This window comes from Paenibacillus plantarum, assembly GCF_013141695.1.
GTDB lineage: Bacteria > Bacillota > Bacilli > Paenibacillales > NBRC-103111 > Paenibacillus_E > Paenibacillus_E plantarum.
In genome coordinates, this window is the sequence record NZ_WHNY01000054.1 from 26,968 (window position 1) to 40,233 (window position 13,266).

Annotated in this window: 9 protein-coding genes; 1 reads left to right on the forward strand and 8 read right to left on the reverse strand. The window is 46.4% G+C overall.

Annotation, left to right across the window (positions count from 1 at the left end):
• Nucleotide 1: 1 nt before the first annotated feature.
• A complete protein-coding gene (locus GC096_RS16690; protein WP_171631720.1) occupies nt 2-919 on the forward strand; it encodes a helix-turn-helix domain-containing protein in 918 nt (305 codons plus the stop codon).
• Nucleotides 920-936: 17 nt separating this feature from the next.
• On the opposite strand, the gene GC096_RS16695 is transcribed toward GC096_RS16690, so the two are convergent.
• From GC096_RS16695 to GC096_RS16730, 8 genes are all read right to left on the reverse strand, one after another.
• Nucleotides 937-1,896 carry an acetylxylan esterase gene (locus GC096_RS16695; protein WP_171631721.1) on the reverse strand — a complete coding sequence of 320 codons (960 nt, stop codon included), beginning with the start codon at nt 1,894-1,896 and terminating at the stop codon, nt 937-939.
• Nucleotides 1,897-1,920: 24 nt separating this feature from the next.
• Complete coding sequence (locus GC096_RS16700) at nt 1,921-3,567, reverse strand: hypothetical protein (RefSeq protein WP_171631723.1); 1,647 nt, start codon at nt 3,565-3,567, stop codon at nt 1,921-1,923.
• Between the two features lie 629 nt (nt 3,568-4,196).
• Entirely contained in the window at nt 4,197-5,312 is a 1,116-nt protein-coding gene (gene ald, locus GC096_RS16705; RefSeq protein WP_171631724.1) for an alanine dehydrogenase, read from the reverse strand.
• Nucleotides 5,313-5,434: 122 nt separating this feature from the next.
• On the reverse strand, nt 5,435-7,090 hold the full coding sequence (locus GC096_RS16710) for a PucR family transcriptional regulator (protein WP_171631726.1): 1,656 nt from the start codon (nt 7,088-7,090) through the stop codon (nt 5,435-5,437).
• Between the two features lie 256 nt (nt 7,091-7,346).
• Nucleotides 7,347-8,621: a hypothetical protein gene (locus tag GC096_RS16715; protein ID WP_171631727.1), complete on the reverse strand. Its 1,275-nt coding sequence runs from the start codon at nt 8,619-8,621 to the stop codon at nt 7,347-7,349.
• A gap of 121 nt (nt 8,622-8,742) precedes the next feature.
• A complete protein-coding gene (locus GC096_RS16720) occupies nt 8,743-9,831 on the reverse strand; it encodes a helix-turn-helix domain-containing protein (protein WP_171631729.1) in 1,089 nt (362 codons plus the stop codon).
• Nucleotides 9,832-9,836: 5 nt separating this feature from the next.
• Entirely contained in the window at nt 9,837-11,633 is a 1,797-nt protein-coding gene (locus GC096_RS39345; protein ID WP_171631730.1) for a cache domain-containing sensor histidine kinase, read from the reverse strand.
• Nucleotides 11,634-11,719: 86 nt separating this feature from the next.
• Complete coding sequence (locus GC096_RS16730; RefSeq protein ID WP_171631732.1) at nt 11,720-13,255, reverse strand: extracellular solute-binding protein; 1,536 nt, start codon at nt 13,253-13,255, stop codon at nt 11,720-11,722.
• Between the last annotated feature and the right edge of the window lie 11 nt (nt 13,256-13,266).

Sequence of the window (13,266 nt, forward strand, 5' to 3'; positions counted from 1 at the left end):
CATGAAGATGAAGCGCAGCATTACGGAATCGGGAGGCCACTTATATTTCGTTCCCGAACTGCCCCTTTATGTAAATCGTGTTCATGAATCGTTCGACTTGCAACAGCATACGCATGATTTCATTGAAATCAGCTATGTCGCAGAAGGCAGAGGCTCCCATTATATGGATAGTGTTCGTATGAATGTTACGAAAGGCGACCTCTTCTTCCTGCCTGTTGGCATATCCCATGTGTTTCGTCCCGCATCTACCAATCAGAATAAGCCGCTCATCGTGTATAACTGTATTTTTACACAGGCATGGATGGACCAATTACTCCGGCATGCGGCGGCAATGGGTGAGCAAGAAATTCCACAATTTTTTCAAAAAGCAACTGACTCAAGTGGCGGTGTAGAATTCCTTTCATTCCATGAACAAAATGGTGAGTTCCAACCGCTGTTTGAGCAATTACATTTCGAGTTTAAAGCTCGACGAGCCGGTTTTATTACTGTCATGCAAGCCTGTGTTGAGCAATTGTTCGTCTATATGCATCGCGCGAAGTTTGATCGGCTTCCTCAAGTTCCTCAAACTAGTATGAATAGCATCGAACATTTGCTGACTCATATTCGAATGAATTGCAGCAATCCAATCACGCTTGTTGAGGCAGCTTCCAAACTTTCCTTGAGTGAGCGCCAGCTCCAACGACAATTGAGAAAGCTCACAGGCATGAGCTTCACAACCTATGTGCAGCATGCCCGGTTGGAAGCGTGTTGTCAGTATTTACGCGAGTCCACTTATAAAATCAGCGATATTGCGGCACTTGTCGGATATCAAGATATGAAATTCTTCAATCAGCTTTTCAAAAAAATGATCGGTGTCACGCCAAGACAATATCGTCAGCAACAAGCTGAGCGCAAAAAACCACTCACATCAATTGAATGAGAGTGGTTTTTAATTTGTTAAAGATCTGACATAAATTGGAAAGTCAAATCACCGAAACCTGGCAATCCTTCATGTCCGAAATCCGGGAAGATTTCTAGTTTTTTGTTTGCAGTGATTTTATTGTAAGCAGCAAATTGAGTAGATGGCGGGCATACAGTGTCCATGAGACCTACGGCCATCATCACATCACCTTGAATACGATTAGCTAGGTATTGAATATCAATGTAGCCCAATTTCGTGAAATATTCTTCCTCACGTTTGTGCTGTGGGTCATGACGGCGGAAGAAGTCCTTCAACTCTTGGTAGGCATCCTTCGCCAAATCCATCTCCCATACGCGCTTATAGTCACTTAGGAAAGGATAGACGGGTGCTAGTTTCTTGATTCGTGGCTCAAGTGCTGCACAAGCAATCGTTAAAGCACCTCCTTGCGAGCCTCCCATTGCGCCTACGCGTTTAGGATCCACTTCAGGCATACTCATCGCTATGCCAGCAAGCTGTGCGGTATCTAAGAAGATATCACGGAACAGGAGCTGATCCGGGTGATCATCCAATCCACGAACGATGTGTCCTCGTAGAGTCGTCCCTTTGGTTCCGCCAACATCCTCCGAGAATCCACCTTGACCACGGCAATCCATGGAGAAGAAGGAATAGCCCAGCGCTGCGTAAGAAAGTTTATCGTTCCAATCACCTGAATTACCAGAGTAGCCATGGAACTGAACAATAGCTGGATGCGGTTCAGTCACGTTCTTCGGACGAATATATTTCGCGTAAATGCGAGCACCTTTAACACCTGTGAAATACAGATCAAAGCAGTCCGCGTACGGTACTTGAAATTCACTAGGGCGAAGCTCAATTTGGGGGTCTACCGCCTTCATTTCAGCGATTGCACGCTCCCAGTACGCATCAAAATCTTCAGGTCTTGGATTTCGTCCTTCGTACGTGTGAAGCTTTTCTAATGGATAATCAACTGCTGGCATGTGTCCATCCTCATTTCAATGATTTTAAGCGATCGTATACGAATTGAAATCGATGACTTCACCATCAATACGCTTACTGATTTCCTTCGTTGGATCGCCGCTTAACAACAACGTTTGATTGGACAAGGAAGTATATGTAATCGTGTTATTTTCACCGTATGTAGGTTGTTTGTCTGTCATCATTTCTGCAAAATGTTGAACATCGCGAATGCTAAGTAGCTCTGCATTTGATTGATCCAGGCATTCGACGACGACTGCATTCGTTCTACCACGACTAGTTACAAAACAACGATCCTCCAGAACTTCACGATGATACGGTTGCTGGATGTATACGGCAATTAAGGCGTTACCTACCCGTCCAAAAAGTCCACTTGGTGACTCTACCCACTCACCTAGCGGCAAGCACCCTTTGATATAGCCAGGTTGGTCTTCTGGAATGGAATAAGAGGCCATAATTACTTGTTTATGAAAAAGCACTTCTGTGTATTCGCTTTGATGGCGCAAATCTCCTTCTGGCTGCTCCAAATCCGGATGAAAAAAATAAGCATGATTCACACCTTGTACGTGATCTAGTGGGAACGCAATGTCCCAGCGATGCTGTTCGTTGTCGAACTCGCGAATTCGTTCCCACATGCCGCCCATTGCAAAGCTTTCTGTGACGTATACATAACTGTGGAGATGATCATTCTCGTGCTGAGCTTGACCGATTTGCTTAGGAATTTGTCGTTTAATTTCGACGGGTACTGATGACCGATGCAAGGCAGTCTGAATGGTTTGTGCTGGCGCTTCATACGCAAGAAATCCCGCATATTCAGTTCTTGGCATGTGCGTCGGCAGCTTGAAGTCCCCATATTGCACATAATCGTGCAGCACATTCGTATCCTTCGGCATGTCATGCGGCCAAATCCGTGCGTGCGGACCTATCCATGCGCCACCCAAGTAGAATGTCGCGCGCTCACTCCATAAATAGTCCAGCATACGTGATAATTCGCTTCGGATGTCTGTATCTTGAATCAACTGCCACGCACAGGTAAAGGCCTGCACCCAATGCCAGAACCATGGCAGTCCACCGTATTCGGTCATCCCATTAGCCGTGACACGTTTGAGTGTCAATTGCAGACTTTCGTAACCATCTCGGATTAAAGCAGCATCTTCATAACGTTGTCCGAAAACCAGCTTCGCAGCCGTATATTTGGCTTCGTGATGACCATAACTTGTTAGCGGTTTCCGATAAAAGTTGCTGTCGTAAATATGACGAAGCGTATTATCAAATGCCACGCGGAGCGCTTCACTCAACTGCTCTTGATAACGCTGAGCAAAATAAACCATCAAGCTTCCCATGAGCTCAACTGGCAATGTATTCTTCGACGCCTCTTGAGGCGTTGGTCTTAAATTGAGTGGCCAGTGACCATAAGTGCTACTAGCTGGATCTTGATCTTGTATCTCAAGTAGGTGAAGGAAAACACCTTCAGCTTTATCTTTTGCCTCATTGCGATCGCCTTCGAATGTGATCGTGGGATCCACAGAAGCGGCGAATAGATACGATGCGTAATAGAAATTGTCACGCACGTCCCCTTCAAAAAGAAAGCCATTGCTTAGAACTGGCTGATTATAAGCTGCTTGCGCAATATTCGCAATAATTTCGTCTTGGCGTTGCTGTATCGTAGTCAATTGGTCATCTCCTATTGAGGAACATATGAAGCTTATTTGTTTTAGTTTCTAATTCAAAGTCAAATTCTTGGATTGAAACGTTTCACTTCACCAATTTTATATGTTTATAAATGTAGCGTCAATGCGAAGTTGCTCAGAAAGGGATTACAGGTTGGGTTGGGTTGGGTTGGGTTGGGTTGGGTTGGGTTGGGTTGGGTTGGGTTGGGTTGGGTTGGGTTGGGTTGGGTTGGGTTGCTTACACTACTTCAAGGAGCTCCCTTTCGTCTCCTGAGCTGCTGGAGACAGATTAACTGGAAAATGTACAGCTATTTCGCTTAAATCCCCTCGAAAAATCGGATTAGATGTAAAAAATGTAGTTAATTTCTTCACTTTTCCTCAATTCAGCTAAATTCCCTGAAATTAACTTCAGAAAATCCATCTAATTTACATTTCAACCGGATTCATCAAGAATTAACTGGATAAAATCCATCTATCTGCGCTAACTAAGCACATGGCTAGTGTAATCATCCCACCATCATGAACCTGTGGGCAGCTAGTCGTTACTTCCATCATCAATTCCATTTGAAGTCAGCCATTCCCTGCCCATAAAAAGAACCTCCGCAATCCCGCGGAGGCCCCTCATCTTATTTCTATCGAATTAGCGAATAAATATCCGTGTACGCATACCCATGAGCCTCTGCGACGGCTTGATATGTGACATGACCTTGTGTCACATTAATCCCCTTGGCGATGGCTTTGTTATCGAGCGCTGCACGCGCGAAGCCTTTGCCCGCGATTTGTAGACCATAGCTGGTCGTCACATTCGTCAACGCCAATGTAGAGGTGCGCGCCACGGCTCCCGGCATATTAGCTACCGCATAATGGATGACCCCATGCTTCACATAGGTAGGCTGATCATGGGTTGTAATACGGTCGATCGTCTCGATCGATCCGCCCTGATCAATGGCAACGTCGATGATGACACTGCCTGGACTCATCGTTTTCACCATCTCCTCGGTCACGAGCCGAGGTGCGCGAGCGCCAGGAATGAGCACCGCGCCAACCACAAGATCCGCACGGCGTACGACTTCAGCTATGTTGTAGGGATTGGACATGATCGTTTTCACACGACCGTGAAATTGATCATCCAATTGACGAAGCCGGTCGGCATTCAAGTCAATGATCGTCACGTCAGCACCGAGACCAATGGCCATTTTTGCCGCATTCGCGCCGACGATGCCGCCACCGATCACAGCTACTTTACCTGGCTCAACACCAGGAACACCGCCTAGCAGAATGCCTTTGCCGCCGTGAGACTTCTCTAGAAAATGGGCACCGATCTGCACAGACATGCGTCCAGCCACTTCACTCATCGGTGTTAAGAGCGGCAAGCTCCCATTGTCTAGCTGGATCGTTTCATAGGCGATGGCTGTTACATTTTGACTAACAAGGGCATGCGTTAATTCCGCTTCGGGAGCAAGATGCAGATACGTGTACAAGATCAATCCATCATGAAAGTAACCATATTCCTCAGGCAGAGGTTCTTTCACTTTGACGACCATCTCCGACGACCATACCTCCGCTGCGGTTTCAACGATTGTCGCACCTGCCGCCGCATAATCCTCGTCTGTGAACCCAATGCTGTGCCCTGCCAAGGTTTCGACCCGTACTTCATGTCCTGCTTGTTTGTATGAAAGCACCGAGCTCGGTGTCATGCCAACACGAAACTCATTATTTTTAATTTCTTTCGGAACGCCAATAATCATGCCCCATCAACCTCTCTTGAGGACCCCCTAATGGAAGGATCGCTCTCTACTTGTCTCCAAGTATAAGAGAGAATGTGGCACATGCCATTAGACATTTTGTCAAAAAACTACCGCTTTTCTTTTCACAATTTTTTCTCCGGATGAAGCAGCTGATAGGCTCTGATTCCCACTTGCAGCGCCAATCTTTTCTCGGGAAGCATATAATCAGCGCCCAGCAGCTCTTCAATTTTGTCCAATCGATAATAGAGAGATTGTCTCACGATAAAAAGCTGCTGTGCAGCAATTTGCTTGGATCCATCATGGTCGAGATACACTTTGAGCGTTCGCAGCAGCTCGCTGCCTTTTAGGCTATCGTGATCAATGATTGGACCGAGATAGGATCGGACGAATGACGCCAAAATGCCTTTGTCTGCGATATGAAATAACAGTTCAAATACGCCTAGCTCATCATAAAACATAACGTTCTTCTGCTGCAGCGTAACTGTTAATGACAACGCTTGGAGTGCTTCCTGATAGCTGCGATGCGCGTTCAAGAAGCTTTGATTAGGTTGTCCAATGCCGATCTTCAACCGTGTCGCCGCGTGATCCTTCATCCCTTGAAGCGACTCGAGCACATGCTGCAAGCGCTCCTTCGCTGGTTTCTTAGGAGCTTTATCGAAAGCAAGAACAACAAGTCTGTTATGTTTTAACGTAATTAAGGGATGAAATAGCTGCCCCTCAAAAATCGATCTAGCCGCAAGCGACAAATGCAGACCCGCCGATTCGATCCCATCATCTTCTGCGGTCATACCGTCTTCTTGCTCCTGCTCAAATTCGATCAAAAGAACCTGATACGTTAGTGCATTTAGACGTTTAAATTCGGCACCGATCAGCTCCTTGATCTGCTCCTCCTCTTGAATGCGCATATGAAGCAGATCATCTACCCACAGTGTTTGCGAATACAATTTCCGCTCTTCCATGTACCGTTTCCGCAACAAATCCTGCGCAATAGACAGAGAGGCAGAATCTAGAATTAAATACTCGTATTCCTGTGGCTTACGATCCAGCACGAGCAGGATGTGTGCCCAGGTTTTGCCCATAGCCCCAACAGGCTGAACAATCACGGATTGACCCTCTATGTCTTCAAAATACAACCCTGCCCCTGTCTCGTCATACCCGCTTTCTGTACTTCTGCTTGCAAGGAAAGCCAGCCATTGCGCTGACTCCCGTTTGCCAAGCGGCGGAGTGAATTTCGGCCCAGCATCGACTGGCACATAAATAACTTGCCCCTTCGTGCTGCTTTGCAATAAAGCAAGTACATGCGTGACACCTTGGGAAGACAACGTCATGCGATGAAATTCACGTGATATTTTCTCCAAATCCTGAAGTGCTTTATGATGTTGATTAATAATATGAGCATGGATATCCTGCGTGATATCAATAAATCGAACCGCTTCTGGGAAAATAATGAGCGGGAAATCGTGAGCCTCGGCTGCATCCATCCATGCTTGGGGAACTGAACTTATGTAGTGTCCCATCTCGATACAGAGACAGGTTACGTTTCTGTGGATTAGCTGATCTAGATAGGTCATGAACGATTCGGTATCGTTCTTGAAAGCAGCACCCGTCGTTAGGATCATCTCGCCACCTTGCAGCAATTGTTCAAACTGGATCACCTCGATAATATGAACCCAGCGTACCAAACGTCCTAAGCCCATTCTGCCAGCCGCGATATAAGCATGTTGAAAAGATGGACGTCTTAATACCTCTTCAACGGTTAATTGATAGTTTTGGTGCATGTAAACTCACTTCTCTCTGCTCGTTCTCGATCTTTGTTTCACCAAAAGTTATCCACAATACCTGGATCAGAGTATTTGTGGATATGTTTAATGAAATACTTTCATTATGGATTCATTTTAAGTGTACACGAAAATCTATTAGGTTTCATACTCCTACTCAAACATCCATTCTTCTCCTTCAAACATGAAAACGCCGCCAGCTCCAAGAACAATGAGCTAGCGGCGTATTAGCCACGCGTACAATCAACTTCCCTAATTACAATAACTCCGAATGTCTGATCCGAAGCACATCTTCATTTGCTTGACGGACCATTTCCGCGAACTCTCCATAGGGCTCGTCTGCAAGATCCAGCAGCCCATAATTTCCGATCAACCCTTGCGGATCCCCATAGTCGTACATGGCGAACCAATGCGTTCCCACAACAAAGGGCATACGGGCCGCTTCTTCCACAAAGTTGCGATAGGTTTCTCCCCTGCGAGCTTGAGTCCGGACAATAACATTACGGGCACCATTCGTATTGATCAAAAATCCGGCTTCCGCACCTGCGCAAAAGCTGAATTCAGTGATCATCATCGGCAAGCCGGTTCGAGCATGGATGTGACGCATCCAACGTTCGGGTAAGTCGAAGCTGTAAAAGTTCAACGTAATGACATCTGCATAGTCTTTCATCACATCAAAAACAACCTCAGGTGTACTCGTTCCAACCATTCTGTCCCCAAGATTTAGCCGATTTGGATCATATCGCTTGAGCGCAGCCGATGTCGTTTGGTAATACACCTCTGCAATCCGACGAAGGAAAGCTATTTTATCCGCTTCCAGTGCCTCCGTATGATCCGCTCGGTAAACCGCAATATGCGCCAAATCTTCAAAGTCCGTATATTCGGCTCCCCAAGTCTCATTCAAACCCTCAATCGAGCTATGGTGTTTCTTCAACATCTCGATCCATGCCAACTTGCCGTACCCTCTTGCTGGCTGTTCCAAATAGTCGTCAACTAGGCTCGTATCGTTAGCGCCGTTGCCAGGGTCATTGTTGCCCCATTGGCCCCCGTGTCCCCACCAATGTATTTCATTATCGGTATAGTACCCAATAACACCCGGATCGTTCAATAATGCTTCGCCACGCCCACTCATAAAACAATCCAGACACGCACGTTCCACAGAAGCATAGAATTTGGGGTCGAATACATCAGGGAAACCTGTCCCCCAATCTGTATTCACCTTTGGCGCAAATCTAGACATGCGGATTTCAACCGTTTTCGGCGTACCGTTTCCCCAATAATAGGGTTCATGCCAAGCGCCTAAACTATTGAAGCCGAACTGCTCAACCTGGCTTAGCTTTTCCTTAGCCCAATTGGGAAACCATTCTCGATCCCCACCGTATTTGTGTACCAGATCTGTTTTCAACCAATGTGCCTGGTCCACGATCTGATTATGCACACCATTTACACCTACGGAATAAAAGGGTTTGTTTTGCGGCGATATAAACGACCAATTTCCGTTGGATTGCTCTACTTTATAGAATTGACTCATGTTATTCCTCCTATGAGCTAATCAATGAGAACGCTTTAACTTCATTGTAGGAGAATCCATTCTGCATCACAATGAGGGCATGGCACGATATATATCGGAATAGTCGGAAAATGAATCTGACTTAACGCTCCATTCGTTTTTTGAATTCGGCGGGAGTTAAGCCAAACTGTTCTTTAAATACCTGAGAAAAGTGAACACTGTTATCGTATCCTACATCGTGTGCGATCTCATAAATTCGCTTATCGGTGCCAAGAAGCAATTCTCTCGCTTTCCCCATTCGTATTTGAATCAAATAGTTCCAAACCGTCGTACCCGTTTCCTGTTTGAATAAATGGGCGAAATGATTCCTGCTAATTGCAACCCGATCCGCAATTTCCTGCAGATTCAGCTTATCTGCGTAATGTTCGTTGATGAACGCTTTTACCTCTTCTATCGCCCTGCGGGAAGGTTGGTCCTTAACGGCTTGCGTCACTGCAAAAATCCGCTGTGCCCCTTCCTCCAGACGGCGAACAGCGCACAACCGAAAATAGCTGCGCACTTTATCATGTAGAATCGTCTTCTCCCACAGGCCCAAATCTTTGCCCTCTTGAAGCTCGATCTTTACCTTTTCTTTCTTCAGCTCTTCCACAATCATTTCCAACCATGCCATGGAGAGTGGATTTAACAAGTAGAATCGGTCCCCTGCTAGACTCTCCAACATATCCAATGTGTCCACCACTAGTAGCGGAAGTGTCTCAAGTTGAACCGTCTGGATTTGCAGCACCCATCGTTGCAGCATGTCTTGATGATGAGGAATCGATCGCATGAATAGCATGGCAGCTTCTGCTCGCCGCTGCGAGGCCACCTCACCAATTGCTCGGGCAAGAGCTCCATTCAACTGTTCCTGGTCCACAGGCTTGATAATATAATCGATGGCTCCGAGCTGCATGCTTGTTTTGGCAAATTCAAATTCATCATAGCTGGAAACGACCACAGAAATCATCCAGGGATATCTCTCGTTGACCTTCGCAATCAGATCCAGTCCGCCCATGAGCGGCATTTTGACATCCGTCACGCAGATATCCGCGTAATGTTCTTCCAACCATTCCAGTGCCTTCACACCGTTGGCTGCCAAGCCTGAAACAACTGTTTCCTCGCTGAATTGCTCGATTTTGCTAGTCAAACTCGACCGGATAAGGTGCTCGTCATCTGCGATAAGTACACGGAACATTTCGGCTATCGCTCCTTTTGGCTATTCAATCTGTGGGGAATCCTTACGGTAACCTTAACGCCACCAAGACGGCTTCCTTTATCTATTTCCACTCCTACACCATTCATCTGGTAAAAGGCTTGCAAACGGAAATGAACATTTAAGAGTCCGACATTCGTGAGTGAGGCGTATTCTTCTTGCGATGGCGTCACCTTAAGCAGTCGAGTACGGAAAGCTTCCAGCCGCTCTTCGTCGTAGTTTTTACCATTATCCTCAAAAATGATCGAGATGAAGTCACCGTCCCGCTGCGCTGATACCTCCAAATGCGTCGGCTCACCGGTGGTTTCAATGCCGTGTTTGATCGCATTCTCCGCAATTGGCTGAAGAATAACCTTTAAACAGAGTACCTCTCGGCAGTCTTCTGGTATGTGAATCCCATAGCTGACTTCCTCTCCAAAACGGATCCGGCTTATATTCATATAGTGATTGACATGCGCAATCTCGTCCTCCAACTTCACAAGCATATCCTGGTAATTGGATGTGTATCTAAGCATGCGAGATAACGAGATGGAGGTCTTCTCGATGTCCGTATGTCCAGCTAAATGAGCCATAGAATTAATAGACTCTAGTGAATTATATAAAAAATGAGAGCGAATCTGGGACTGCATCGCAGAAAATACAGCTCGTTGCTGCATCAACTGTGTCTCCGTCAATTGTTGGATCGAGTCTTCGAGTTCATTCAACATCCGATTGAAGGAATGGCTTAAATCCGACACTTCGTCCGTACCTTCAATATGAATGCGATCCCTGAAATTCCCATACTGAGCCCGCTTCATATGGGACCTGAGTTTGGACAAACGGCTTGTAATCGAAGTGGCAACCAACGTGACAAGAATGATGGCAAGTATAATTCCCGTCGATGCGATCCCGATCGTGACGTTACGAACCCTGTTGATGCTGGACGTAATATCTTGATTGGATAAAATCGCGACCGTTTTCCAACCGGTGTAAGGGATCGTATCGAATACAATCAACTGTTGCGTTTCTTTCCGAAGGTACGTACCGCTTTTCGCAGTCAATTGTTCGGTAATATCGGGTTCCAGAACGCTGCCCACTTTCGATTGATCCTGGTGAACCAAGATGGTTCCATCTGGCTTGGCAATCAGTCCCAAGCCTTTATCCCCAAGCTTCATCTGATTGAGAATGGTTTGCACGGGTTCCAGTGAAATATCCATCTTCAGGAACCCTTTGGCCTCAGGCTCGCCAAATTGTCCAGCCATCGACAAGATAAGTACTTGCTCCGGATTACTTTTATAATTCACGTATGCGGTACTTTGAACGACACGATGATGGACCTTCTCAAGCCGACCGACTTCACTCAGCCATGGCTCGTTGGCCATCGAATAATCTTTGGACAGCCCTGAAGTGAGCGCATAATTAAATTCGCCGCCCTTATCCGATAGCATGGATATAGACATAATCTCAGGCTGGCGCACTAGAAAAGACCGCAAGTAATTACGCTCCAAAGAATGAAAACCGGAAATGAGCTCGAAGCGATCCGCTGGATCAACTTTAAGCCACTCCGTGAACTCATTGCTTGTTCCAAGAACCAGGAGTCCACGCTCATATTCCATGTACTGCCGGTTCAGGTTGAGATTGGCTTGGCGCAAGATCTGCTCGCTGAAATGTGAAACGTCCTGCCGTATGGTCCGAGACGTATCGTAATAGCTGAAAAACCCGATCATCGACACCATTGACACAATGATAACGATGAGCAGGCTAACCAGCTTCCATTTTAAGGAGGCATGTATTTTTTTCCACACTTCTGCATCTACACCCCCAAAAAGGTGAAGAAGAACAACCCTCTCCCGGGAAACCCGATCGAGGGTTGCTTTCCAAACCCAATGACCTATTTTTTCCTATTTTTATTGTACCAGTCTGTACGCTCCTTGACCATCTGATCGCCGCCCTGCTTGCGCCAGGTTTTCACGAATTCATCAAAGTGTTCAACAGGGGCTTTGCCAAGTACAATTTTGCTGCCTTCCTCAAGGAACATCGTATCGATGTTGTACGTGTTTTTGACAGCTGGCATACCTACAGCCTCATTCTTGAACCCTTCTTTATCGCCCACAGCCCATGCAGCCTTCAACTTGGCGAAAGCAGCAGGATTGCTCAGCTTGGCTTCCTCTACCGCCGGATTCGTACCATGAATCTTGAAGATCACGTTAAATGCTTTATTTTTTTCCATCTTCGCTGTGTCAACTACGATCTTGCCGTTTTCCTTTTTATACGAATCTCCTTCTTGGCCCAAATCGGTGAACATCTGTCCTTCTTCGCTCATCAGCCAATCAAAATACTTGATGACCGCTTCAGGGGTTTTGGTACTCTTCATGATGATGTACGTTTTGGCAACCGGGCTCCAGCGGGTGCCCAGAGGACCGTCATAACCTGTACCTCGTGGAGTCGGAATAGCGACGACATTCGGTTTTTCGTTTGGAATCGTCTTGTCTAGATCCGCTTGCCATTGCCATGCCAGTTGTTGGGTGTGCGACCACATGCCGACCAACCCGGATTTGATTTTCTGTTCCCAAACCGTCCTGGAATTCGTCAGAAACTCAGAATCCATTACTTTTTCATCCACCATCGATTTGATAAATCCAAGTGATTGCTTCATATTAGGATGAATATTCTGGATGATCACTTCGTTGTTGTAATACACTTCCGTATAGGAGTTGTTGACACCCCACATCCCGAAGATATTGTCGCCCCAAGTGAATTTCTCCCGCATGGAGAATGGGATTTCATCCTTCTTGCCGTTTCCGTTCGGGTCTTTATCGCGGAAAGCCTTCAGCACAGTCATCAGTTCATCGGAAGTTTTGGGAGCTTGCAATCCTAGCTTATCCAACCAGTCTTGACGCACGTACAGCGTTGAATTCGAATTACTGGAAGGCTGCGGAATGGCTAGAATTTTACCGTTAACAGATACAGCATCCCATGCTGCTTGGGGAATATTTTTCTTCAAGTTAGGACCAAATTTATCGATCAGATCGTTCAGTTCGAGAACTTTGCCTGCGGCAATCAGGTCGGCTTCAGGACCAGACCAGGATTGATAGACATCTGGGAAATCGCCGGATGCAAATTTCAATTTAAGCTGGTCTTCATACTGCGAATGGGGTAGGGATACCAAGTCCACATCCGTGTTCGTTTTCTTCTCCATGAAGAGAATGTTGGGATCATTCGCATCCAATGGAGGAAGAGACTGATCGGAAGCAAACATCCGGATTTTAACCGGGGCCGTTGGCGTTGCTGTAGGTGCTTGCGTTGCCTCTGCCGTTTTAGTTGCTGCTGGCGTGCTGACCGTATTCTCTTCCCCGTTTCCACACCCTGCAGCTAGTAGCGAGAAAGCGGACAATATAAATGCTGTTTGCTTAAACCCTTTTCTCATATAAACCTTCC

What these genes read in the sequence shown, in the direction of transcription:
- GC096_RS16710 (WP_171631726.1), bottom strand. Translation starts at nt 7,090, where the DNA reads ATGCACCAAAACTATCAATTAACCGTTGAAGAGGTATTAAGACGTCCA.
- GC096_RS16715 (WP_171631727.1), bottom strand. Translation starts at nt 8,621, where the DNA reads ATGAGTCAATTCTATAAAGTAGAGCAATCCAACGGAAATTGGTCGTTT.
- GC096_RS16720 (WP_171631729.1), bottom strand. Translation starts at nt 9,831, where the DNA reads ATGTTCCGTGTACTTATCGCAGATGACGAGCACCTTATCCGGTCGAGT.
- GC096_RS16730 (WP_171631732.1), bottom strand. Translation starts at nt 13,255, where the DNA reads ATGAGAAAAGGGTTTAAGCAAACAGCATTTATATTGTCCGCTTTCTCG.
- GC096_RS16690 (WP_171631720.1), top strand. Translation starts at nt 2, where the DNA reads ATGAAGATGAAGCGCAGCATTACGGAATCGGGAGGCCACTTATATTTC.
- ald (WP_171631724.1), bottom strand. Translation starts at nt 5,312, where the DNA reads ATGATTATTGGCGTTCCGAAAGAAATTAAAAATAATGAGTTTCGTGTT.
- GC096_RS16695 (WP_171631721.1), bottom strand. Translation starts at nt 1,896, where the DNA reads ATGCCAGCAGTTGATTATCCATTAGAAAAGCTTCACACGTACGAAGGA.